The 21,763-nt window shown below is 62.1% G+C and carries 22 protein-coding genes and 1 pseudogene; 9 read left to right on the top strand and 14 right to left on the bottom strand.

What is annotated here, in order from left to right; all coding sequences use genetic code 11:
- The first annotated feature begins 8 nt into the window (after positions 1-8).
- The 3 genes from AB4O08_RS22650 to AB4O08_RS22640 are packed head-to-tail and all read left to right on the top strand — an operon-like array spanning position 9 to position 2,368.
- Positions 9-830 (top strand): molybdenum cofactor biosynthesis F family protein, encoded by an 822-nt coding sequence (locus AB4O08_RS22650; protein ID WP_045791852.1) that lies wholly within the window; start codon positions 9-11, stop codon positions 828-830.
- On the top strand, positions 823-1,623 hold the full coding sequence (locus tag AB4O08_RS22645) for an SDR family NAD(P)-dependent oxidoreductase (RefSeq protein WP_021491061.1): 801 nt from the start codon (positions 823-825) through the stop codon (positions 1,621-1,623). The genes AB4O08_RS22650 and AB4O08_RS22645 overlap by 8 nt, the downstream gene beginning before the upstream one ends.
- The gene (locus tag AB4O08_RS22640) at positions 1,616-2,368 is read left to right on the top strand and encodes an SDR family oxidoreductase (RefSeq protein ID WP_392397726.1); all 753 of its coding nucleotides are present in this window, start codon (positions 1,616-1,618) and stop codon (positions 2,366-2,368) included. The genes AB4O08_RS22645 and AB4O08_RS22640 overlap by 8 nt, the downstream gene beginning before the upstream one ends.
- 5 nt (positions 2,369-2,373) lie before the next feature.
- On the opposite strand, the gene feaR is transcribed toward AB4O08_RS22640, so the two are convergent.
- The 3 genes from feaR to AB4O08_RS22625 all read right to left on the bottom strand — a co-directional run bounded on the left by feaR (position 2,374) and on the right by AB4O08_RS22625 (position 5,530).
- Positions 2,374-3,315, bottom strand: a complete 942-nt coding sequence (gene feaR, locus AB4O08_RS22635; RefSeq protein WP_010209242.1) for a transcriptional regulator FeaR — start codon at positions 3,313-3,315, stop codon at positions 2,374-2,376.
- A gap of 186 nt (positions 3,316-3,501) precedes the next feature.
- Entirely contained in the window at positions 3,502-4,068 is a 567-nt protein-coding gene (locus AB4O08_RS22630; protein ID WP_021491063.1) for a DUF3156 family protein, read from the bottom strand.
- Positions 4,031-5,530: an APC family permease gene (locus tag AB4O08_RS22625; protein WP_010209238.1), complete on the bottom strand. Its 1,500-nt coding sequence runs from the start codon at positions 5,528-5,530 to the stop codon at positions 4,031-4,033. Before AB4O08_RS22625 ends, AB4O08_RS22630 begins: the two co-directional genes overlap by 38 nt.
- Before the next feature lie 217 nt (positions 5,531-5,747).
- Between AB4O08_RS22625 and AB4O08_RS22620 the strand changes: the two genes are divergently transcribed.
- The gene (locus AB4O08_RS22620; protein ID WP_460114363.1) at positions 5,748-7,070 is read left to right on the top strand and encodes an alginate export family protein; all 1,323 of its coding nucleotides are present in this window, start codon (positions 5,748-5,750) and stop codon (positions 7,068-7,070) included.
- Between the two features lie 32 nt (positions 7,071-7,102).
- On the opposite strand, the pseudogene AB4O08_RS22615 reads toward AB4O08_RS22620, so the two are convergent.
- A pseudogene (locus tag AB4O08_RS22615) lies at positions 7,103-7,582 on the bottom strand (flavin reductase family protein); the annotation flags it as partial.
- Positions 7,583-7,640: 58 nt separating this feature from the next.
- Entirely contained in the window at positions 7,641-8,810 is a 1,170-nt protein-coding gene (locus AB4O08_RS22610) for a p-hydroxyphenylacetate 3-hydroxylase oxygenase component (protein ID WP_010209231.1), read from the bottom strand.
- A gap of 236 nt (positions 8,811-9,046) precedes the next feature.
- Between AB4O08_RS22610 and AB4O08_RS22605 the strand changes: the two genes are divergently transcribed.
- Positions 9,047-10,534 (top strand): aldehyde dehydrogenase family protein, encoded by a 1,488-nt coding sequence (locus AB4O08_RS22605; protein ID WP_010209229.1) that lies wholly within the window; start codon positions 9,047-9,049, stop codon positions 10,532-10,534.
- On the opposite strand, the gene AB4O08_RS22600 is transcribed toward AB4O08_RS22605, so the two are convergent.
- Both AB4O08_RS22600 and AB4O08_RS22595 read right to left on the bottom strand, forming a co-directional pair.
- On the bottom strand, positions 10,509-10,931 hold the full coding sequence (locus tag AB4O08_RS22600) for a RidA family protein (protein ID WP_010209228.1): 423 nt from the start codon (positions 10,929-10,931) through the stop codon (positions 10,509-10,511). The genes AB4O08_RS22605 and AB4O08_RS22600 overlap by 26 nt on opposite strands.
- A gap of 88 nt (positions 10,932-11,019) precedes the next feature.
- Positions 11,020-12,360 carry a PQQ-dependent sugar dehydrogenase gene (locus tag AB4O08_RS22595; protein WP_010209227.1) on the bottom strand — a complete coding sequence of 447 codons (1,341 nt, stop codon included), beginning with the start codon at positions 12,358-12,360 and terminating at the stop codon, positions 11,020-11,022.
- Positions 12,361-12,758: 398 nt separating this feature from the next.
- On the opposite strand from AB4O08_RS22595, the gene AB4O08_RS22590 reads away from it, so the two are divergent.
- Complete coding sequence (locus AB4O08_RS22590) at positions 12,759-13,034, top strand: DUF6124 family protein (RefSeq protein WP_029529095.1); 276 nt, start codon at positions 12,759-12,761, stop codon at positions 13,032-13,034.
- Between the two features lie 309 nt (positions 13,035-13,343).
- Entirely contained in the window at positions 13,344-13,820 is a 477-nt protein-coding gene (locus AB4O08_RS22585; protein ID WP_010209225.1) for an Sbal_3080 family lipoprotein, read from the top strand.
- On the opposite strand, the gene AB4O08_RS22580 is transcribed toward AB4O08_RS22585, so the two are convergent.
- The 6 genes from AB4O08_RS22580 to AB4O08_RS22555 all read right to left on the bottom strand — a co-directional run bounded on the left by AB4O08_RS22580 (position 13,795) and on the right by AB4O08_RS22555 (position 18,909).
- Positions 13,795-14,727, bottom strand: a complete 933-nt coding sequence (locus AB4O08_RS22580; RefSeq protein ID WP_010209224.1) for a pyridoxamine 5'-phosphate oxidase family protein — start codon at positions 14,725-14,727, stop codon at positions 13,795-13,797. The two genes, AB4O08_RS22585 and AB4O08_RS22580, sit on opposite strands and share 26 nt — an antisense overlap.
- A gap of 79 nt (positions 14,728-14,806) precedes the next feature.
- The gene (locus tag AB4O08_RS22575) at positions 14,807-15,691 is read right to left on the bottom strand and encodes a LysR family transcriptional regulator (protein WP_010209222.1); all 885 of its coding nucleotides are present in this window, start codon (positions 15,689-15,691) and stop codon (positions 14,807-14,809) included.
- On the bottom strand, positions 15,691-16,611 hold the full coding sequence (locus AB4O08_RS22570; RefSeq protein WP_010209220.1) for a LysR family transcriptional regulator: 921 nt from the start codon (positions 16,609-16,611) through the stop codon (positions 15,691-15,693). The genes AB4O08_RS22575 and AB4O08_RS22570 overlap by 1 nt, the downstream gene beginning before the upstream one ends.
- A gap of 18 nt (positions 16,612-16,629) precedes the next feature.
- Positions 16,630-17,250 (bottom strand): glutathione S-transferase family protein, encoded by a 621-nt coding sequence (locus AB4O08_RS22565; RefSeq protein ID WP_047540679.1) that lies wholly within the window; start codon positions 17,248-17,250, stop codon positions 16,630-16,632.
- Positions 17,251-17,440: 190 nt separating this feature from the next.
- Positions 17,441-18,235, bottom strand: a complete 795-nt coding sequence (locus tag AB4O08_RS22560; protein WP_045791849.1) for an ABC transporter permease — start codon at positions 18,233-18,235, stop codon at positions 17,441-17,443.
- On the bottom strand, positions 18,232-18,909 hold the full coding sequence (locus tag AB4O08_RS22555; RefSeq protein WP_021491073.1) for an ABC transporter ATP-binding protein: 678 nt from the start codon (positions 18,907-18,909) through the stop codon (positions 18,232-18,234). Before AB4O08_RS22555 ends, AB4O08_RS22560 begins: the two co-directional genes overlap by 4 nt.
- Positions 18,910-19,072: 163 nt before the next feature.
- Between AB4O08_RS22555 and AB4O08_RS22550 the strand changes: the two genes are divergently transcribed.
- Positions 19,073-19,786 (top strand): hypothetical protein, encoded by a 714-nt coding sequence (locus AB4O08_RS22550; RefSeq protein ID WP_021491074.1) that lies wholly within the window; start codon positions 19,073-19,075, stop codon positions 19,784-19,786.
- A 180-nt stretch (positions 19,787-19,966) separates the two neighbouring features.
- On the top strand, positions 19,967-21,175 hold the full coding sequence (locus tag AB4O08_RS22545) for a DUF1835 domain-containing protein (RefSeq protein ID WP_460114362.1): 1,209 nt from the start codon (positions 19,967-19,969) through the stop codon (positions 21,173-21,175).
- Here the strand turns inward: AB4O08_RS22545 and AB4O08_RS22540 are convergent.
- On the bottom strand, positions 21,154-21,726 hold the full coding sequence (locus AB4O08_RS22540; RefSeq protein ID WP_460114361.1) for a hypothetical protein: 573 nt from the start codon (positions 21,724-21,726) through the stop codon (positions 21,154-21,156). The genes AB4O08_RS22545 and AB4O08_RS22540 overlap by 22 nt on opposite strands.
- Positions 21,727-21,763: the final 37 nt, after the last annotated feature.

Raw genomic sequence — 21,763 nt, 5'->3', positions numbered from 1 at the left:
ACATTGCCATGACGAGCTCTTCTGACTGGATCACCGTCGGTGCGCTGGCCGACGGTTTCGCCCCGGACGCTTTCATCCTGCCCAACCTCGCCGACTTGGCGGGCCAAACCTTCACCCTGCATTTCGCCAACGGCTGGCAGATCGAGCACCGTTTCGAGCAGGACCGCCTGGCCTGGCACGCCGCTGACGGGCACTCCAGCGGCAGTGCGCCGTACCGCGCCACCTCGATCCGTCCAGGGCTGTATCTGGTGGACTTCATCAAGCACGAGGCCGGGCACAGTTGGTCGATCAGCCTGGTGCTGGACGCACCGAACGCCTCATTCACGGCGGTGATCGGGCGCCTGCCGGACCACGCCGAGACTCACGAAGGCCTCTATCACCGCGCCCTCGCCGGGAAACCGCTGACCTCGGTCGAAGTCGACTTCCTCCATGGCAGCCTCGACCGCCCGTGGCAGGCCGGCCACTGCCTGCATGCGCCCACCGACGAACTGGTGGGCCTGCGCAACCACTACCGCTACAGCCCCAGCGAAGTCTACGAACACATCTACCTCAACGAGCGCTTCTACGCCTGGCAATGCCTCAAAGGTGTAGAACAAGGCCTGTGCGACACCGACCGCTGCCACTCCTACAAGATCGCCGAGCAGCTGTATCTGTTCGTATGGCAGGAGAAGATCGTGCCGACCCTCGGCCTGGTGCTGATCGACCTGCAACAACACCGCAGCGACGGCAAGATCTTCGGCTATGCGGGTGCGTCCTTCGATGCGCTGTCGAACTTCCCCATCAGCTCGTATTGCCAGGTGCTCAACCGCACGGAGTATCCCGATGACTGAGCCGCGCACGGTGGTGATCACCGGCGCTGGCACAGGCATCGGCGCAGCGTGTGCCCGGCTGTATGCGCAGGAAGGTGCACGCCTGGTGCTGATCGGTCGGCGCAGAGCGCCGTTGGAACAGGTTGCGCAGGACACGGGCGGCCTGATCCTGGTGGGTGATGCCGCCTGCCCGCAGACCTGGGACGGGTTTATCCACCAGATTCGCGAGCAACACGGGCGCCTCGATGTGCTGCTCGCCTGTGCTGGCGGGCATGGCCTGGGCAGCGCCACCCAGACCAGCCCGAGCACCTGGGAAAGCGCCCTGCGCAGCAATCTAGACAGCGCGTTCTACAGCGCCCGCGCCTGCTTGCCGTTGTTGCAGGAAAGTGCGGGGAATATCGTGTTGATCGGCTCCATCGCCGCATTGGCGGCGGGGCCTGAGGTGTGCGGCTACACCACGGCCAAACACGCGTTGCTCGGGCTCAATCGCTCGCTGGCGCGCGACTATGGGCCGCACGGCGTAAGGGTGAACGCGGTCTGCCCCGGCTGGGTGCGCACACCTATGGCCGATGCGGAGATGCAGCCGCTGATGGAGGCTTTTGGCGACACGTTGCAGCAAGCCTATGACCGGGTCTGCGCCGATGTGCCGCTGCGACGGGCCGCCAGTGCCGACGAGATCGCCAAGGTGTGTCGCTTCCTGGCTTCCAGTGATGCGTCCATCATTACCGGGGCGACGGTGGTGGCCGATGGCGGTTCCAGCATTGTCGATGTGCCCACGCTGGCTTTCGCTCACTTGGAGAATGCCCATGAATGACCTGGATTTCAGCGGGCAAGTGGTGCTGGTCACGGGCGGCGCCCAGGGCATTGGCCGAGGCATCGTCAAGGCGTTTGCCCAACGTGGCGCACGGGTGGTAATCGCCGATCGGCAGCGGGAACAGGCTCAGGCGGTGGCGACTGAGTTATCCGCGCAGGGTTGCCGAGTTACAGCGGTGGGCGTCGACCTGGCCGAATCCCAGGCTGTGTTTGAGTGCGTTCAAGGGCTGCCGCAGCTGGATATTCTGGTGCACAACGCCGGGTATTTTCCTTTGACGGCTTTTGAAGACATCACCCCGGACCTCCTGCAGCGCACCCTGGCGGTTAACCTGTCGGCGTTGTTCTGGCTGACCCAGGCCGCATTGCCGGCGTTCCGCGCACAAGGCCGGGGCTGCGTGCTGGTGACCTCTTCGGTGACCGGCAACCGTGTCGGTTATCCGGGCCTCAGCCACTACGCGGCGTCCAAGGCCGGCGTCAACGGTTTTATCCGCAATGCAGCGCTGGAACTGGCGCCGCTGAATGTGCGGGTCAATGGCGTGGAACCGGGCATGATCGCCACGCCGGCGATGGCCAACCTGGGCGATACCGCGTTGAACGTCACCATCGCCAGTCGCGTGCCACTGGGGCGTTTGGGAACAGCGGCGGATATTGCCGGCGCCATGCTGTTTCTTGCCTCCGACCTCGCCGGCTACATCACCGGGCAGACCCTGGTGGTGGACGGCGGGTCCACCCTGCCAGAAGTCTGACCTTCCTACGCCCCCACCGCCTGCATGCGGCTCGAACGGAAATCCTTGGGCGACACCTCGAACTGCTTCTTGAACGACCGGCTAAAATGCGCCGAATCGGTAAAACCCCACTTGTAGGCTATCGAGGTGATCGACTCACTGCGCAGGAACGGGTTGGTCAAGTCATCCGCACTGCGTTTGAGCCGCGCGCGCTGAATGTAGCGGCAAACGCTGTCGTCCTGCTCTTCGAACAGACGGTACAAGTGGCGTACCGAAATGTTCAGGCGGTTGGCCAGGCCGATCGGGCTGAGGCCAGGCTGGCTCAGGGACTCATCAATAACCTTCTGCACATAACTGCGCAGGTTGTTGCCCTGCAGCAGTGCCAAGCCTTCGCGACACTCGTCGCCCTGCTCCAGGGCCGAGCCCAACAGCGATACAAAAGCGCTTTGCAGCGCCTCCACTTCACCCGCGCCGTCTTCGGTGTCGTCCTTGCACAATTGGTCCATCAGCACATGCAGCATGCGCCCACAGGCTTTGGTCGAGGAGATCTTGCCGAAGGCCCGTGCGTCGCCGCCCAGGTGCTTGCACACCTGCGGGCGCGACAATGACAGCGAGGCGTGTTCGATCAGGCCGAAGGGGGTGATTTCGATGGAGCCCACCGAGTCCATCAGCAGCATCTCGCCGGGGGCCAGTTGCAGGGCCTGGCCGTTCTGCACGATCTGCGAGTAGCCGCTGCGCTGGCTGATCAGGAAACAGTCCTGGTCGTTGTCATGGTCGGCGTGGTGCGCCGGGCGTTTGATCAGCCCGGCATTGGTGCGCAAGAGGGCCAGGCCGCGCGGCAGGTCTCTGATCTCGCCGATGAACAACGAGCGGTTGAAGGCCAGTTCTGTGTCGAAATACCCGCACGCGGCGCGTAGCTCGCGGTTCCAGGTGTCCAGCCCGTCGTGTGCATGCTGTGGGATGCTCATGGGGTGTCTCCGCAATGGCTTCTTTTTGTTGTTCTGGTGCAATAGTTAACATGTTATCTATATGCACGCAACAACATCTGGTGTGCTGCTGGAGTAGCACTATTGATGCCAATGGGAAGGATAGGCGCCGGCTCCTGCGGGTCCGCGCACCCACGATGAGTAGCGCTTCGCAGCGTGGGTCGTTTTTTAGAGGTGTGAGAGTACCCGCTGCAGGCCTGTCAGGGAAGCCAGGAGGTGGGTGCGTTGCACCGGGCTCAGCGCGATGTAACGCCGAAACGCCGGCAGGCGATTGACCACCTCGCTGCCGCCCATATGCTCCAGGCGCACGCACCAGTGCTGGTCTTGCAGTTGGATGCGCAGGCGTTTGAAATCCAGCGGCATCAGCGCCTGGAACAGCGCTGTGTCGGCCAGCAATCGCACCTGCAACTCACGACCCAGCGCCTGGTCGCCGGAACGGCACCTCACACGGAGGCCCGTGCGGCGGATCGCGCCGCCATGGTGCACCTCGAAGCTCGCCGTGCCCGCTGTCGCAGCGGGTACCTGCAGGACGAATTCAGTCAGCACCAGGTGCATCAACAACTGCGACTCGGTGCGTTCGACAATCTCGAACGCCACCCCCTCCACGTCCAGCGTCGCCAGCCCGAGGTTGCGCCGCAGGTGCGCCAGGGTCACCCCTGGCCGATACCCCGCCGGGGCACGACCGGTGCGAAACAGTTCAAACAGTCTTTGCCGCAAAGTCGCCATGACCCTCATCGGCCTGCTCCGGTTGATGACTGAATTCCTTTGCCAACACTTCCTCCACGGAAGCCGGCTTGAACGGGTTGACCTTCTGCACCACCAGGGTCCAGAACAGCGCGTACGCCGCCGTACCGCCCAGCATCACGCCAAACGGCACATAGATGTCCGCCGGGTTCATGCCCGGAGGCGTGATAAACCACATGCCCAGCAGGATGCCGATGCTCGATACGATCTGCGGCAGCGGGAACCACGGTGAACGATACGCCCGCGGCAAATCCGGCCGACGGATACGCAGGCTGACCACCGAGATCGTCACCAGCAGGTAGGCAAAGCTCCAGGCACACACCGCCGCCAGCACCAAGTGCATGATGTTGTCGGTGTTGCCGCCCAGGTACAGCGCGTGCAGGCAGGGAATCAGCATCGCCACCAGGATGCACAGCAGCGGCGTCTTGAAACGTGGGTGCAGGTAAGTGAAAACCTTGGGCAACGCTCCATCCACCGCCATGCCATACAGAATCCGTGGCACACCGGCCATCAAGGTGTTGATAGTGGCCGCGCCGGCGAACAGAAAGCCGATGCCCAACCACAGGGGGCCAATTTGGCCCATCACCTGCTCGGCGAACTTGGGGATCGCCATGGGCGTGTCCAGCAGGTGCACGCCGGAGGCGGCATCGAGTACCACGTTTTCCACCTGGCGTTTCATTGCGGCGCCATAGATGAACATGCACGTGGCCACGCCCATCAGGCCCAGCATCATGGCGCGTGGCATCACCTTGGCCGATTGGCGCAGGTCCGGCGCCAGCGGCGTGACGAATTCGCAGCCGACAAACATGAACATCGCCATGCCCACCAATGACAGCACGGTGATCAGGTCGGTGCCCACCAGCGACTCACCGAACCAGCCGTCCAACTGCACAGCGGGCGTGGCGATCAGCCCCAGCACGCCGAACACCATCAGGGTCGTCCACATGCCAAAGGTGAGGATGATTTCCGCACGGCCAAACGCGCTGACCCCAAACGCGTTCAGCACACCAAAGACGATCACGAAGCCGACGCCCAGCAACCATGAACCGCCGGCCGACTCTGCCAAGGTGTTGAGATGTTCGAAGTTCACCAGGGCCATGACGCCGGACAGGATAGTTTCAGCGGTGCCCGCGAACACATGCACGATCAAGTACGCCGACAAGGTGCCGGTGATCGCGAAAAAACGACCCATGCCGCAGTTGATGTAGTCGTACACCGAGCCGGTGGTGGGCAGGATCGAAGCGGCCTCGGCGAAGGTGGTGGCCTGGGCCAGCATCATCACTACGGCAATCAGCATTGCCAGGGCAAACGCGCTGCCGCCGATGCCGAAGCCCATGGTGGCGGTGAGAATCACCGGACTCGCCATGATCAGGCCAATGGTGCTGGCCAAAGCGGTGGGGAAACCTACCGTGCCCCGGTTGAGGTGCGCGGTGAGTCGGTCGTTGATCGACATGTTGGGGTCCTCGAAAGCGGTTTTTTTAATGTGTCAGCACTCTGCGCCCCACTCGAGTTGATCGTCTTGCCCCTGTCTGCCGCCGGTTTTGTTGCTCCCTGCCACAACGTATGGCGTGGCGGCCTGGGTCAATTCCCTGGCACGCAGAGAAAAGACTCAGGCCTCCAACGCTCGCCCTAATGCGCCCTCACTCTTAACCAAGATGGGGACAATAACAATGGAGTACACACTGAAAAATCGCCGCCTGCGCCAGGCGGTCGGCCTGGGCATTGCGCTGCTGGTGGGCCAGGCCCAGGCCATTGAGTTGTATGCCGATGCCGACACTCAGGTCACCGGCAATTTCCTCGCCGTGTACGGCATGTTCAACAGCCCGAAGAACTACGATGGGCGCAGCGGCGGTTCCACCTGGCGCGAGGCGTTTATCAAGTACGGCCTGAGCGTGGACCAGAGCCTGGGCGCCTTTGGCGGCGTGTATGGCACGGTCAACCTGGTGAGCTCCGGCACCTGGGGCGATGGCGATGCGTCGGGGGTCACCACGGGCAAGGAGCGCACCACCAAGTTTGACGAAGCCTCCGCCGGCTGGCGCTCCGGCGACCTGTTCCCGGCCCTGGGCAAGGACGGTCTAGACCTGTCGTTCGGCCGGCAAATCATCCTGTTGGGCGACGGCTTTCTCATCAATGATGACGGTCCCAACCTCGGCAAGGGCGTGGGCGATGGGGACTTCAACCGTGGCGGCGCCTACTACATTGCCGCTCGCCATGCTTTCGACAAAACCGCCGTGATCCGCCTGGGCGGCAAAGACGGCGTACATGGCAGCCTGATGTGGATCAAGTCCGACAACCCTGCCCAGGCCATGACTGAAATGGCCGCCGGCACCCTGGAATACAGCGCGGCACCGGGCACGCTCGGGCTCACCTACATTCACGGAATCGACGTGGATGAACGCTTCGCCAGCGACGTACAGCGCCAACGCAAGGGCATGAACCTCTATAGCCTGCGTGGCGCGGGCAATGCGGGTATCGACAACGCGCATTTCGCCTTCGAACTGGCCCGCCAGGACCGCCGCGACAGCCAGCAAAATGCGGGCTACGCCGAAGCCGGCTACACCTTCGCCGACCTGCCCTGGTCGCCGGACCTGACCTACCGCTACGCGCGCTATTCAAAGAACTGGGACGCCATGTTCTCCGGTTTCAGCCGGGGCTACGGCACCTGGGTGCAGGGTGAAGTCGCCGGCAACTACTCCGGCCCCTACAACACCAACACCTCAGTGCAACACGTGGCGCTCAAGGTCAAGCCGCTGGAGAACGTCACCCTCGGCGCGCTGTTTTTCGACTACACCACCGTCAGCACCCGTGGCCAACTCAACCTGGATGGCCGTGAGCTGGACCTGTACGCCGAGTGGGCGGTGAACGATCACCTGATCATCACGCCGCTGCTGGGTCTCTACAAGCCCAACCAGGCTGCAGAGACCGGCGGCAATCAGGTCGGGGGCAACGGCACCAACGTCTACAGTCAGTTGGTGGTTGCCGTGCCGTTCTGAACCGTCTCGGGCGCGCAGGGACGCAGCGCCTGGACCTCGGCATAAGCGCCCTGGTGATACAACAGCGGCGCACGCCCGAAGTCATCAAAGGCGACCACCTTGCCGATCATGATCCAGTGATCGCCGCCGTCCACCTGCTGGTACTTCTCGCAGTGGAACCGTGCCGAGCAATCAGCGAATACCGGCGAGCCACCCTCCCCCGGTTCGTATTCGATCAAGGCAAAGCGGTCTTCACGGGGGCGCGCAAAGTTATTCGACAAGTGCACCTGGTCGGCCGCCAGCACGTTCACCGCAAAATGGCTGGCCTCCTCGAACACCTCATGGCTGTTGGAGCGTTTGTCGATGCTCCACAGCACCAGCGGTGGGTCGAGAGATACCGAGTTGAAACTGTTGGCGGTCACACCCACCTTGCGCCCGGATGCGGTGGCGGCGGTGACCACGGTCACGCCGGTGGCAAAGTTGCCCAGGGCACGGCGAAAGGCCCGTGGGTCGAAAAGGCTGCTGTCAGACATGCAAGACTCCCGGGCGCCGTCGAACGGGCGCCCTGATTGTTGTGGGGGGAAGAACGCGTCACACCATGCTCGGGTCCGGCTCCAGGCCCATCAGCTCGCGGCCAAGGATCTGCGCACAGACGTCGTAGTCGGTATAGGCATGGGCGCCGGTCATATGGGAATCGCGAAACAGGCGCTGCATCTCGTTATGTTCGAACCAGGCGTTGCCGCCGGCAGCGGCGAACAGACGGTCCACGGCTTCGATGCACATTTTTGTCGCGTAGGCCTGGTTAGTGCGCCAGAACGCCAGGGTTTCGCGGCTCGGGTAACGGTGCGCGGCGCTGTGTTCGGCGTGGTCTTGCCAGGTCTTTTCGAGGAATGCGCGGGCGGCGGCCACCTGGTGGGTGGACTCGGCCAGGCGCATCAAGGCGGGAGTGGCCGCGCCAACGGCGGCACCGGTATAGGCGCGCACGCGGTTTTTGGTTTTTTCGCGGAACACCTCCAGCATGCGCTCGGCCACGCCGAGGCTGACGGTGGAAAACCCGCTGGCGAAATATGGCCGGTACGGCGCGTAGAAAATCTGGCTGTCGGGATACAGGCCGAAACCTGCGGACTTGCCTTCCATCATGTCTTTGGCTTTCTGGATCCGGTGTTCGGGCACCCAGACGTTGTCGATGACCAGGGTCTTGGTGCCGCTGCCTTTCATGCCGGCGGCGTACCAATCGTCACGAATCTGGTAGTCACTGCGCGGCAGCACGGCGAAGCAGTAGTCCTGGCCGCCTTCGGCGTTCTGTCGACGGCAGCCGACAATCGCCCACTCGCCATGGTCACAACCGCTGCTCCAGCCCATTTCACCGCTGAAGTGCACGCCGCCTTCGCCCTCCACCACACGACCGAATGGCGCAATACTGCTGCTGGCGGTGGCATGCGGGTTTTCGCCCCAGATCTCCTGCTGCAACTGGGCCGAAAACAACGCCAGTTGGTGGCTGTGGGTGCACAGCAAGCTCATGGCCCAGGCGGTGCTCGCGCAACTGCCGGCAAGCAAGGCGATGCAATCGGCAAACTCCGGCAGCGAGAGTTCCAGGCCACCAAAGGCCTTGGGTTGAAAAGCGCGGTGCAGGCCAATGCTTTTGAGCAAGGCCATGTTTTCATCCGGCACCTGACGCTGCTGTTCAGCCTGTGTGGCATTCGCGGCGATGATGGGCAGGAGTGGCTTGAGGTCTTCAAGGAGCGGGTTTGGCTTTTTCATGGACGGCCCTGCTTATTATTGGAAGTCCGGCGCGCGCTCCGGGTTGAGGAACGGCGCCTGATGCAGGGCCAGTATCGGTGGGGTGGCACGGCTGGAAAATGCACGTTCCACAGGCAAGATTGTACTTTTCATAGGGCTGGCAGCCACAGACATCTCGCACGGCAGGCAGAGTCAAGCCATGGCCCGGTGGCTTGGTTACCCTCGGTTTTTCCTTTGTGACCTGCCAGGAACCCGCCATGAGTGATATCCCGCTGCTGCCTCAAGTCGAAGCCTTTTTGCGTCGGCCCCATGGGCTGTTCATCGACGGCGTCAACATCCGCAGCCATTCCAGTCAGACACTGGCCGTGACCAACCCGGCCACCGGTGACGTGATCGCCCAGGTGTCCGATGCGGACCTGGCGGATATCGACGCGGCGGTGAATTCCGCCAACCGCGGCTTCCAGGTGTGGTCCCAGGCTTTACCCGCGACACGCGGCAATGTGCTGCTCAAGCTCGCCGACCTGCTGGAGCGCAATCGTGAAGAACTGGCGCAGATCGAGACCTGCCAGTCCGGCAAGATCATCCAGATTGCCCGCGCATTCGAGGTCGACCAGGCCGCGCACTTCCTGCGTTACTACGCGGGCTGGGCGACCAAGCTCAGCGGCCAGACCCTCACTCCGTCGCTGCCCTCGTTCAACGGCGAACGCTACACCGCATTCACCCTGCGTGAACCGGTGGGCGTGGTGGTGGGCATCGTGCCGTGGAATTTTTCCACCATGATCGCCATCTGGAAACTCGCCTCCGCGCTGGTAACCGGCTGCAGCATCATCATCAAGCCCAGCGAATTCACGCCGCTGACCGTTCTGCGCATCGCCGAGCTGGCCGTCGAAGCCGGGTTGCCACCGGGTGTGCTCAATGTATTGACGGGCGGCGGCCATGTCGGCAAAGGCCTGGTGGAACACCCTGGCACCCACAAAGTGTCCTTCACCGGTTCCGTGCCTACGGGCATTGCGGTCGGCCGCAGCGCCATGGGCGCCGGCCTTACCCGTGCAACCCTGGAGCTGGGGGGCAAGAATGCTGCCGGTTTCCTGCGCGATGTGGACGTGGACACGGCGGTGAACGGCATCATCGAAGCGGGCTTTTTGCACTCAGGGCAAATTTGCGCGGCGGCCGAGCGCTTCTTCGTGCACCGTTCGCAGATCGACGCGGTGCTGGACACACTCAGCCAGCGCCTTAGTCGCCTGAACATCGGCTCGCCACTGGATGAACGCACCGAATTCGGCCCCGTCACCCACCACCAGCACCAACTCAAATTGCTCGGTTACTTCAACCAGGCCCGCGCCGAAAACAACACGATCATCCATGGCGGCACCCTCATTGACCGCCCCGGCTGCTACGTCGAGCCCACGGTGATCCTCGCCAACAGCATCAACGACACCCTGCTCAACGAAGAAACCTTCGGCCCCATCGCCACCTTCCTGCCCTACGACAGCGAAGACGAACTGCTCGCGCTGATGAACAACGGCCCCTACGGCCTCAGCGCCAGCCTATGGACCAACGACCTGGGCAAGGCCTTGCGCATGGTGCCGGCCATCCAGGCCGGCACCTTGTGGGTGAACATGCACACGCTGCTCGATCCGGCGGTGCCGTTTGGGGGCAATAGGTCTTCGGGGGTTGGGCGGGAGTTCGGCAGTGCGTTTATCGAGGATTACACCGAACTCAAATCGGTGATGATTCGGTACTGAATGGAACGACCGCCTCGGCCTCGATCTCGATCAACCATTCCGGCAACGACAACCCGCTGACGATAATCCACGAAGACGGCGGCGGGTTATGTGGGAAGCGCTGGCGCAGCGCCTGCGCGATCGGCTCCTGCTGGTCACGAGCGGACTCGGCGATGTACAGCCGCAGCATGATCACATCGGAAAGGTCACCCCCGACTTCGGCCAGCACCTTGTCGATATTGTCCAGCGCCTTGGCGGCCTGCTCGGCAATGCCTCCGCCCACCGTGCGCTCGTCAGCATCCACGCCCACCTGGCCGGAAAGCATGATACGTCGCCCCTGTGGCACCTCAAGCGCCTGGCTGAAGCCGTATTGCAGGGAGTTGAATACCGTCGTGGGATTGATGACCTTTCGTTGCATGACGCTTCCTTGTTGTCGGTAGGAAAACAAGGCTAACCCAAAGGCATCGTTCAATCTGGCAGTTCAACATCCCGCAACATATCGACGGTCAGGGTTTGCTCTGCGCCACCCGCCACACCTTGTTCCCCACATCATCCGCCACCAGCAAGGCGCCCTGCTCATCCAGGGTCACGCCCACCGGCCGACCTTGCGCTTCGCCTTCGGCATTGAGAAACCCAGTGAGGAAGTCGACCGGTGCGCCCGACGGTTTGCCGTCCTTGAACGGGATAAACACCACCTTGTAGCCCGCTTGCGGATTGCGGTTCCAGGAGCCGTGCTCACCGACAAACACCCCATCGGCAAAAGCGGCCGGCATGCCGCGTGCGTCGGAGAACGTCAGGCCCAGGGGGGCGACATGGGTACCCAGGGCGTAGTCCGGCGCGATGGCCTGAGCGACTTTGTCCGGGCGCGGCGGTTGGACGCGTACATCCACGTGGCTGCCGTAATAGCTCCACGGCCAGCCGTAGAACGCGCCGTCCTGCACCGAGGTGAGGTAGTCGGGCACCAGGTCGCTGCCGATTTCATCGCGCTCGTTGACGACCGTCCACAGCTGGGTAGAACCCGGTTTCCAAGCGAGACCGTTGGGGTTGCGCAAGCCGCTGGCGAATAACCGTTTCTCGCCGCTGGCCAGGTCCAGTTCCCAGATAGCCGCACGACCCTCCTCTGCGTCGAGGCCGTTTTCGCCGACATTGCTGTTAGATCCAACCGTCACATACAGCCGGGTGCCCTCGGGATTGGCCAGCAGGTTTTTGGTCCAGTGATGGTTAATGCCCGCCGGCAGGTCGGTGACCTTCACCGGAGTTGCGTCGATGTGAGTCTGGCCCGGGGTGTAGGGCACCTTGACCACCGCGTCGGCGTTGGCGATGTACAAATCGTTGCCCACCAGCGCCATGCCGAAAGGTGACATCAGGCCAGTCAGGAATTCGGTGCGTACCTCCGCATGCCCATCGTGATCGGCATCGCGTAGCAACGTGATGCGATTCGCGCTGGGTGCATCGGCGCCGATGCGGCCCATCACCACACCCATTGCCGTGCGGCGTGCCCAGGCGATCAAGCCGGTGCCGCCGTCGGTGGCACCTTCGGGCATGGGCGGGTGGTTGCTTTCGGCGACCAGCACATCGCCGTTAGGCAAGGTGTAGACCCACCGCGGGTGGTCGAGATTGTCGGCCAGGGCCGTGACGGTGAAACCCTGAGGCGCGTTGGGTTGCACACCCTCAGACCAGCCCACGGCCTTGGAGACCTTGAGCGTAGGGATCAAAGAAGTGCTGGGCTCGGGCAGTTGCGGCGCAGGCCCGACACCCGCCTGGAAAGGCAGTCTGGAGGCTTCGCCACAAGCGCTGAGGACAGCGGCAGCGGCAATCAGGAGCGCAAGGCGGCTCGGTACATTCATGGTTGGAACCTCGAGGCAGAAACGTGAGGGAGTATTGCCTCAAAAAGCACGGGTCACCACCGGGCATGGCGCAATTGAATGTTAACCGGGGGGCACGAATGGTATAGAAGGCCCTTTTTATCGGACCGTTCCTGCATAACTTTCGGGTTGCGTCCGATGAACCTCGCCGCTAACCTTCGCGGGTCGCTGCAAATTCAGCGAATGGGTGTGGTAGCCCAGTTCTTTCATAGACCCCAAAACGCTCATGGGCGTTTTTTTGTGCGGGCTGCTTTGTGGCGGCTGTGCATGGGAGGCTTCGGCCTGCCGGGTTTCTATGACCGGTCTACCACCCCGTGTACAGTCGCCTCCTTACTTCGTGTGGTAGCGAAATGGAGGTGCTCATTCATAGGCGTTTCACCCTGACAAAAGTCACCCCCAATCCCCCGCCATCCACCTCGGATGACAATCCGCAACTTCCTCCCGATGTCATTTTCACCGTCCGTCCCGGACTCGGTACCGAAGCCGCCTTGAGCAATGCCAGCGAGATGCTTGAGTCAGCAGCTGTCTGCGCCTATGACTGTGCCGAACACCTTGATGGGCCAAGCCTGAAAAAGGTGCTGGCGGTGGTGCAGATAGTCGAGATTGCGCAGTTGTTGGTCGATGAAGCGCTGAACCGGGAATGCCCGGTAGCCTGATCAAACACGTAATTCCATCATAAAAAGCAATCCCTGTGGCGAGAAAGCTTGCCCCCGCTGACTGTGCAGCAGTCCCAGTCTGTTCAAACATAGAACTGGGGCCGCTTCGCGACCCTACGGGAGCAAGCTCCCTCGCCACAGTTACAGTGTTTGTCTTAACTGACTGGCATAAGGGCTTGCCCCCGATAGCAGTGCGGCGATCCGACAAGCCAGCTCCCATACAGACGACCCCCTGCGTCTGAAATGCTGCGCTCGGCATCAGGCCTTCACTGCTATCATCAAACCACTACTGAAGAAATGGACGTCGCTATGCGCCTGATAACAGCTCCCGCTTGTTTACTGGCCGCCTTAACCCTGGCTGGCTGCAGCATCAAGCAAACCGTCACGCCGGTTGCCTTCAGCGGCGCCCAGGCGCCTGAGATCTGCATGATCCCCGCCGAAGGCTTGCGTGCCGGGTTCAATGCCACCTACACCGCGCAGTTGCGCAGCAAAGGGTTCCAGACTCGTGAGCTGCGGCCCGGCACCCCACCGGCCAGTTGCGCCCTGTCGACGACCTACATTGGTCAATGGAGCTGGGACCTGGCGCTTTACATGAGCTATGCCGATATCCAGGTGTTTGAAAATGGCCGCCAGGTGGGCAAGGCGCTGTATGACTCGACTTCGGGTGGCGCTCGAATGGGCAAGTTTATCGATGCACAAAGCAAGATCATCGAGATGACCAACCAGTTGTTCCCGAATGCCTCCTATGGTCCGGGCCTGGCTACCAACTCCCCATCGCCAGACTGAACGGCGAAAACTCCGCGAACTGCCACCGCAACGCCAACGCCGCTGGGCGGCGCACCACGTGTTCCACTGTCACCGTCCACAGCCGCTGGGCGCTTTCGAACAGCGCCACTTCCGGGCCGTCGAGAATCAACGAGGTCCGTCCAGCCACTTGCAGTACATCCCCCGACTCAAAGTCGATGAACAACAAACCCGCCACCGGGTTGGCTTGCAGGTTGCCCAGGGTGGCAAAGAACAGGTTGCCGGCGAAGTCGGGGATGGTCAGCACGTTGCCCTCGACCCGCACAAAACCTGAGTTACCGCCCCGATGAGAAACGTCCACCGAACGTTGGCCATCGACCTCGACGTAACTGGCGACGAAAAGCGTGTCGACGTTGCGGATCAGGGTTTGCGCGGCATCGTCCAGGTCGTTGAAGCGTTCGACCACCGTTCCGGGTCTGCGGGCGATGCTGTCGACCGGGCGCAGTTGGATGTACTTGGGGCAGTTGCCGAAGGTATGCACCACGTCGACCGAAAAACCTTCGTGATCGAATGCACCGATTCGGCCGTTCATGCGATTGCGGCGCCGAGTGTTGAGGTCGATGCCCAGCAGGCCGACGGCTGCTCCCGTACGCAAGGCGTTGCGGGCCGGGTCAGTCGCGGACGGCAGGCTGTCGATCTGCAGGGTCTGCGGATCCGGCGAGTGGGCAAAGCCTGGCGCGCCCTCAATCATCGTCGCCCAAGGGATGCCCTGCTCGTCCACCGCACCCAGTATCAGGTACGGCAATAAAGGGTAGAAATCCCGGTGCTGTTCCGGCAGGTGATCGCGGATCACTTTGGGCCCGACCACGGCCATACGGTCGGCCACGCCCACCGCTGCTTGTATGTGCCGTTCACCGGCATGCCAGGGGGATTGTTCGATCAGGTTCATGGCGAGCACCTCATGTTGGATGTGTCGATGCTGCGCCCTGTCAGCCGGCGTGAGAATCACCACGCCAGGCAATCCACTGTTACGCCAGCTGAAATGCCGGGTAGTCGCGCAACGCCGTCACACAGTGGTCGACAAAACTGCGCACGCGCATCGGTGCGTTGCGGCCTTCGCGGTACACCACCTGCACCGGCAGGGGCGGCGGCTCAAAGTCCGGCAATACCCTACGCAGCTGCCCGGTCTGCAGGTGGTCGTGCACCGGATAACTCAAGCAGCGAATCAACCCCGCGCCATGCACCGCCGCATTGATCGCGCCCTGCACCGTGGCGCAGCCGAGTCGGGCGCGGGCCTTGAGTTGATAGCCCGGAAAATCCCAATGCACCTGATCGGTGCTGGCGATCAGTCGATGCTGCTTGAGGTCATCCGGGCGTTGAGGCTCACCGTGAACAGCAAGATAGTCGGGGCTGGCGCAGAGGATAGGCCGCACGTGCCCCAGCGGTCGGGCAATCAATGACGAATCGGGCAGTTCTCCGACGAGGATGGCGACGTCGAGCCCTTCTTCGTGCAGGTTCGGGTAATAGTCGTGGTAGCTGACGACCAGGTTCACCTCGGGATAGCGGTCCAAGTAGTCGGCCAAGACCGGCGCCATCACATAGCGGCTGAACAGGAACGGCAAAAACACCCGCAGATTGCCTTGGGCCTGCACATGCAGCCCCTTGGCGGAGGCTTCGGCGGCGTCCACCGCGGCGAGCAGGCGCACGCAGTCCGCCAGGTAGGCGCTGCCGGCGTCGGTGAGGCTCACGCCACGCGTGCTGCGCGCCAGCAACGGCACGCGCAAACGCGCCTCCAGGCGGGCAATCGCGCGTACCAGGGTCGGGCCGGAGACCTTCGCGTCACGCGCCGCCGAGGCCAGGCTAGGCTGCCCGGCCAGCGCGGCGAACAACTGCATATCGCGATAACGCTCCATCAGCTGCGCCGCTTGATTGCCGGGTTCAGCGCGGCGTCCTGGCCCAGGCGGTGGGTGAGAAAGTCGACAAAGGTGTTGATCTTGGCCGGCACCCGGCCGCTTTTCTGGAACACCACCTGGATCGGCAACGGCGCCGACTCATAGGCTTCAAGGACAATCTCCAACTCACCCGCCGCCACCGCCGCTGCGACTTGATAGGACAGCACACGCGTCATGCCCCAGCCCAACCGCGCCAGGTTGATCGCGGCATTGTTCGCCGTGACCACCAGACGTGGCTCGATGGACACGGTCAAGGGTTGGCCGCCGTCGACGAACTCCCAGCCACTCACCAACCGGCTGGACGACGACGTGGCGATCTTGGCTTCACGCAACTGCGACGGATGCGTAGGCCGCCCGTGCTGTTCGAGATAGGCCGGCGATGCACACACCACTCGGCGCACTTCACCGACCTTGATCGCCTGCTGCCCCGGCTCATGCAAGTGACCGATACGCACCGCCACATCCACACCTTCGTCGGTCATGTTGACCACGCGATCGACCAGCAAGGCGTTGATATTCACCAGCGGGAACCGGTCCAGGTACTCCCCCAGCACCGGTGCCACATACAGCTCGCCAAACAGCACCGGCGCGGTCACCGTCAAATGGCCGCAAGGAATGGAATAACTGCCCGCCGCAGCTTCCTCGGCTTCATCGAGCTCCGCCAGGATACGCCGGCAATCTTCCAGGTAACGCTGGCCGGCTTCGGTGAGGTGCAAGCTGCGTGTGGTACGCGCCAGCAATTGGGTGCCGATGCGTTGCTCCATGGCGGCGATGGCCCGGGTCACACTGGGCGGCGAGGTTTTCAGGCGGCGCGCCGCAGCGGCGAAGCCCTCCTCCTCGGCCACGGCCAGGAACACCTGCATCTCATGAAATCGGTCCATCGGCACGCCTCTAGAAAGTTATTGCGACTGCAAGCCCACCGCCGTTCGCGGCATGCCCACGAACCCCGGCAACGCCTCGATGCTGGCGAGCCAGGCGCGCACTTGAGGGTAGTCGGCCAGCGAAACATTGCCTTCCGGCGCGTGAGCGGTGTAGGTGTAGAACGCCACATCGGCAATAGTGGGTTGCTCGCCGACCAGGAAACGGCTCTGGCTCAATTGCGCCTCCACCAGTTTCAGCAACGCATGGGAACGGGCAATGGCGACGGCGGTGTCGACCTCGGCACCAAACACCGTGGCCAGTCGTGCAGACGCAGGCCCGGCGTGCAACTGGCCGGCAGCGGCCGAGAGCCAGCGCTGCACGCGAGCCTGCCCCACCGGGTCGCTCGGCAGCCATTGACCGTTGCCATAGGTGTTCGCCAGGTAAACCAGGATCGCATTGGAGTCCGCCAGCACAACACCGTTGTCATCGATGGCCGGCACCTGGCCGAACGGGTTGATGGAGGCAATGAACTCGGGGGCTTTGTGAGCGCCTTGCTTGAGGTCAACCTGCACAAACTCCGTAGGCAGGCCGAGCAGCGACAGCATCAGCTCGACCCGGTGTGAGTGGCCGGACAACGGGAAACCGTAGAATTTGATCATGAAAGGCTCCAACAGAGTGAGGTATCGACGCCCCGCATGTTCCGCCGCTGCCCCGGCCGTTGGAATCACCAGGATTTACAATCCAGCATTTCATCCGGTGAAACAATCACTCGTCGAATAATACCCACGATCAGGTTGAACACGGTGGTCATCACCACGCTGTCCAACGCGATCCAGGCCAAGACCTCGATCAGGCACGTTCTTGCAGCCGATCACGCAAAAACCGATGGCTCACCGAAAACAACCGCCGATACGTGAGCAGCACCGCCCCCACCGTGCCCAACGCCGACGATGCGGCAATCAGAAACATGATCACGATCTGATACCGCACCGCGTCCACCGGACTCTCCCCCGCCAGTACCTGCCCCGTCATCATGCCGGGCAGGCTGACGATGCCCACCACCGTCATCTGGTTCAGCGTCGGGATCATACCGGCGCGCACCGCCTGGCGGATGGCTTCCTGCGCCGCTTCCCAGCGCGAGCCGCCAAGGGCCAGGATCATTTCGATGGTGTTGCGGCCCGACGTCAGCTCCTGGGTCATGCGCTCTATCCCCAGCGACACGCCAGTCAGGGTGTTGCCCAGAATCATGCCAAGGATCGGGATCGCATACTGCGGCTCGTACCACGGATGGATGCGAATCACCGCAAACAAGCCCACCGCCGTCACCAGCCACGAACTGCCCCACACCGACAGGATGCTGTCCACGCGCTGCCCCCGATACGTGCGCCGCCCGCGCCCCGCCGCCGAGATACCGGCAATCAGCGTCATGGCGCACATCAGCGGCAGCACCACGTACCAATAGGCAAACTCGAACACCCAGCCCAGCAGATAACCGATGGCCAGCAGTTGCACCACGGTGCGCACAGCCGCCCAGAACAACTGACGCTCCAGGCCCAGGCGCAACAGCAGGGAGAGCGCGCCGTTGATCAGGATCAGCGAGGCGGCGATGCCCATGTCCAGCGCGGTAAGGTTCTGATAGTTCATGGCTGGGCCACTCCACTCAATACACCGGCACTCATCTGCAAATGGATGTCGCTCATGCGCCGGGCCTGTTCGAGGTCGTGGGAGACCCAGACACAGGCGCGGGAGCGATCCACGGCAAACCAGGCGTCGATCAGCGCTTCCACTTCGCGGGAAGACGTGGGGTCGAGGGCGGCGGTGGGCTCGTCGAGCAACAGCACTTCGGGGTTGAGCTGCAGGGTGCGGATCAGCGAAACCACCTGGGACTCACCGCCCGACAGGTCGGCGGCGCGCTTGGCCAGAAAATCCGGAGTCTTACCCGCGTGGCCCAACAGCGTGGTCACCGTCGCCAGGTCAAAGCGGCGTTTGCGCGACGTCTTCAGGCTGAACGGGAAGCGCAGGTTGTCTTCCACTGTGCCGTCGAGCAGCGCCGGGCGTTGCGACAGGTAGCTGATGTGGCAGCGGTAGTGAGGAATCTGCGCGTTGTTAATCGGCTGGCCGTTCCACAGGATCTGCCCGGAGCTGGGCGCGTCCAGCAGGGCGAGTGCGCGCAGGAACACGCTTTTGCCCGAGCCGGATGAGCCGGTGATCGACACGCGATCGGTGGCATTCAAGGTGAAATCGGTGGGCTGGAGCAAGGCCACGTGGCGGCGCTCGTCCATGCGCGTAAGGGCGCGGGTTTCGATCAGTGCGCTCATGGACGCGGTGTTCCTCTCAATCTGGATGGTGCAATGGTGAAGCACACTCGTCGGGATTTCATGCAAAACATTCAAACTCATGTGCACGAGCAGAAGCGCGCAGTTGGCCTGGGCAAGGCCCATTGTGCTCGCTAGACTCGCAGTCCTATAAAAAGGAACCCTCATGGACGAACAGAAAGTATCCAATACCCCCGCTTCCCGCTTGAGCGCAGCGTGGTTATGGCGACTGCTAAAGCGTCAAAGCCTGCCGATCATGCTGCTGCTGTTTGCGCTGTTTTACTCAAACGGCTACGCCTATCTGGAGACTTATAACAAGGTGCTCGGCGTGCCCGTTAACCGTCTCGGCTACGACACTTATCACTACGTGGTGTACGGCGGAAACCACATTCTGGTCAAACTGGCGGCCTTGCTTATCTTCACCGCAGCGGTCCTGGTTTTCGCCTGCCTGATGTACTTCACCGAAAATCCTGACCGTGTTTTACCCACTCGGGAATTGGGGATCCACACACGTCGCTATCGAATGCTGCGCAGGCTAGAGAAGAGCTACAGGAAAGCCACGACGCCGATATCCGGCGCACTGCTGATCAGCCTGCTGGCATTTTTCGCCTGGATCATCTGGTCGCTGGCGTACGCGCAGTCGATGGCACATGGCAAGCTGAGAGCCTACGAAGAGATTCGTGATTGCAAGCCATCAATCCTCCAGCTCAACAACCTCGATGTGGTCACGGCCTGTATCGTCGGCGAAAGTGACGATATGTTGTATCTGGTGGAAAAACACAGGGAGGGCGGCGAAATCCAGTTTCAGAAACGCCGAGTTCCCAAAGACAGTGTTCGCTCAACCACAGGTCCCACCACGGTGCTGAAAAAACCCGACTGACCTCTGTGGGAGCCGGATACAAGAGACTGATTTGCAATCAAGCGCGGCACTGCCTATATTTCCCGCCTGGCGCTCTCTACGCCACCTTCCGCGGAAAGGGCTGCGCCCAAGACCCTGCAACACCCTCTTTTTTTACGACTCCCAACCTTGAAGCGGAAAAGGTTTGTGCAAGGAGATCGTATGTCCCATCCATTCAACACCGATGGCCGCCTCAACCTTGAGCAGCAGCGCAAGCGCGCCAAGGAACTGCTGCCACACCTGAAAACCCAGGACCCGAACGCTACCTTGTCCGTGGCCCAGTGGACGATCGCCAAGCAGCTGGGTTTCAGCAGTTGGCCCAAGCTCAAGGCCCATGTCGACGCCATCGACTTCGCCGCCCGCCACCCCGACTTTGCCGCCAGTGATGAAGCCCGCACCACCCACTGGCGCTGCGGCAATGACATTGCCCACACCCTCCAGCTGGCGGGGTTCAAAGGGCAGTTCCGGATGCTCGCCGACCCGCTGTGCATGGGACCGGTCCGCGACTTGCCCAGCCAAGACTTCCGCGCCATGCGCAGTGCATTTATCAGCCAGGCCTTTTCCATCGATGAAGCAGACGCAGCGCGTCGCGTAGACGTTGAATACGACCATCTCGACGCATTGGCCAGCGCCGATCACAGCGTGCTGTGGTGCGAAGCGGATGCCTATGACCAATTGTTCCTGGTCCGTGCGCTTGCCGGCCTCGAACAAGCACCGCGTAAGTTGGAACTGATCGAGGTAGACCACATTCCCGGCGTGCAACGCTTCATCGGCATCGGCCAACTGGCGCCGGATGTGCTGGCGTGGCTGTGGCCGCAACGGCGTCTGATCGATAATGATGCCGTGCAATTGGCCAAACGGGCCTGGTCGGCGTACTGCGATAGCTCGCCAGTCAAATGGGCGCAATTGGCCCATGACAGCCATCCCGCCTTACCGTTGCTCGCCCCGGCGCTGTTGCGTCAATTGCAGGAGTTGCCTGGGATGCGCGATGGCCTGTCGCTGACCGAGCGATTGGCCCTGACGTACCTTGCTGAAGCTGGGCCAACCCCCTTCGGTCGGGTGTTTGCCGAGCTGATGGCCAAGCGTGAACCGCTGCCGTTTCTGGGGGACATGATGTTTCATGCGCTCTTGCGGCCGCTGATCGATGGCGACAACCCTTTGCTCCTAGAAGCAGAAGCCCAAAAAGCATGGTCGCAAAGAGGGTTGACGCTGACGGCATTGGGCCAAGACGTGCTCAAAGGCCGAGCCTATTGGCCCGACCATTGCTCCCATGAACGCTGGGTCGGTGGAACGTGCATCCAACCCGGCCAACCTCACTGGACGATTGATGAGGATAACCAACCCGTCTTTCAGCGCAGGGCTATCAGGTAGGCTTCTTCAGCCGAGAACCCCTCCATGATGAGGTCGATGATAGCCTCTCTGTATTCACTGACCTTCACCGGCAGGGTCGCCTTGTTCGTCTGGTAATAAGCCGCCATACACTGGATAGCTTGCGGCTTTTTGACCTTTTGGCGAGGTTTCACTGCCTGCGTGGTCACACTGACGAAACCATCGAAGTCCGCTGTCGCGACGCTCCAGTCAAACTCAAAGACCTGCTTACGCGCAGTCACCGGATCGAAGTGTCGAGTAAAAAAACTGCCACACTCCCCCGAGCTTTTACTGATCACCAACGACGTCAGGTCTGGCAGCCCTCGCTCATTGGTGAACAGCCTGACCACGTCCAGCCGCCGCCCGGTGGAAACGGGAATAGCATTTTGAACGACCGGATGGTCAGGGTTCTCACACTGGGCACGATCGACCAGTTCGGAGTACGTCAGGCAATGTTTGTGCTTGGCCAGATCAACCAGAATTGGGTAATAGACGGACGCCAACTGGACGTCGATAAGGGTGATGTTTTCGTAAAGACCTTGCTGTGCGTTCATGATGTTCCTGACCAGCGCATGATTTCCTTGAGTGGGA

Source organism: Pseudomonas sp. H3_E07 (assembly GCF_054668895.1).
This window is presented reverse-complemented; position numbering and strand designations above follow the sequence as displayed.

What these genes read in the sequence shown, in the direction of transcription:
- AB4O08_RS22650 (WP_045791852.1), top strand. Translation starts at nt 9, where the DNA reads ATGACGAGCTCTTCTGACTGGATCACCGTCGGTGCGCTGGCCGACGGT.
- AB4O08_RS22645 (WP_021491061.1), top strand. Translation starts at nt 823, where the DNA reads ATGACTGAGCCGCGCACGGTGGTGATCACCGGCGCTGGCACAGGCATC.
- AB4O08_RS22640 (WP_392397726.1), top strand. Translation starts at nt 1,616, where the DNA reads ATGAATGACCTGGATTTCAGCGGGCAAGTGGTGCTGGTCACGGGCGGC.
- feaR (WP_010209242.1), bottom strand. Translation starts at nt 3,315, where the DNA reads ATGAGCATCCCACAGCATGCACACGACGGGCTGGACACCTGGAACCGC.
- AB4O08_RS22630 (WP_021491063.1), bottom strand. Translation starts at nt 4,068, where the DNA reads ATGAGGGTCATGGCGACTTTGCGGCAAAGACTGTTTGAACTGTTTCGC.
- AB4O08_RS22625 (WP_010209238.1), bottom strand. Translation starts at nt 5,530, where the DNA reads ATGTCGATCAACGACCGACTCACCGCGCACCTCAACCGGGGCACGGTA.
- AB4O08_RS22620 (WP_460114363.1), top strand. Translation starts at nt 5,748, where the DNA reads ATGGAGTACACACTGAAAAATCGCCGCCTGCGCCAGGCGGTCGGCCTG.
- AB4O08_RS22610 (WP_010209231.1), bottom strand. Translation starts at nt 8,810, where the DNA reads ATGAAAAAGCCAAACCCGCTCCTTGAAGACCTCAAGCCACTCCTGCCC.
- AB4O08_RS22605 (WP_010209229.1), top strand. Translation starts at nt 9,047, where the DNA reads ATGAGTGATATCCCGCTGCTGCCTCAAGTCGAAGCCTTTTTGCGTCGG.
- AB4O08_RS22600 (WP_010209228.1), bottom strand. Translation starts at nt 10,931, where the DNA reads ATGCAACGAAAGGTCATCAATCCCACGACGGTATTCAACTCCCTGCAA.
- AB4O08_RS22595 (WP_010209227.1), bottom strand. Translation starts at nt 12,360, where the DNA reads ATGAATGTACCGAGCCGCCTTGCGCTCCTGATTGCCGCTGCCGCTGTC.
- AB4O08_RS22585 (WP_010209225.1), top strand. Translation starts at nt 13,344, where the DNA reads ATGCGCCTGATAACAGCTCCCGCTTGTTTACTGGCCGCCTTAACCCTG.
- AB4O08_RS22580 (WP_010209224.1), bottom strand. Translation starts at nt 14,727, where the DNA reads ATGAACCTGATCGAACAATCCCCCTGGCATGCCGGTGAACGGCACATA.
- AB4O08_RS22575 (WP_010209222.1), bottom strand. Translation starts at nt 15,691, where the DNA reads ATGGAGCGTTATCGCGATATGCAGTTGTTCGCCGCGCTGGCCGGGCAG.
- AB4O08_RS22570 (WP_010209220.1), bottom strand. Translation starts at nt 16,611, where the DNA reads ATGGACCGATTTCATGAGATGCAGGTGTTCCTGGCCGTGGCCGAGGAG.
- AB4O08_RS22565 (WP_047540679.1), bottom strand. Translation starts at nt 17,250, where the DNA reads ATGATCAAATTCTACGGTTTCCCGTTGTCCGGCCACTCACACCGGGTC.
- AB4O08_RS22560 (WP_045791849.1), bottom strand. Translation starts at nt 18,235, where the DNA reads ATGAACTATCAGAACCTTACCGCGCTGGACATGGGCATCGCCGCCTCG.
- AB4O08_RS22555 (WP_021491073.1), bottom strand. Translation starts at nt 18,909, where the DNA reads ATGAGCGCACTGATCGAAACCCGCGCCCTTACGCGCATGGACGAGCGC.
- AB4O08_RS22550 (WP_021491074.1), top strand. Translation starts at nt 19,073, where the DNA reads ATGGACGAACAGAAAGTATCCAATACCCCCGCTTCCCGCTTGAGCGCA.
- AB4O08_RS22545 (WP_460114362.1), top strand. Translation starts at nt 19,967, where the DNA reads ATGTCCCATCCATTCAACACCGATGGCCGCCTCAACCTTGAGCAGCAG.
- AB4O08_RS22540 (WP_460114361.1), bottom strand. Translation starts at nt 21,726, where the DNA reads ATGAACGCACAGCAAGGTCTTTACGAAAACATCACCCTTATCGACGTC.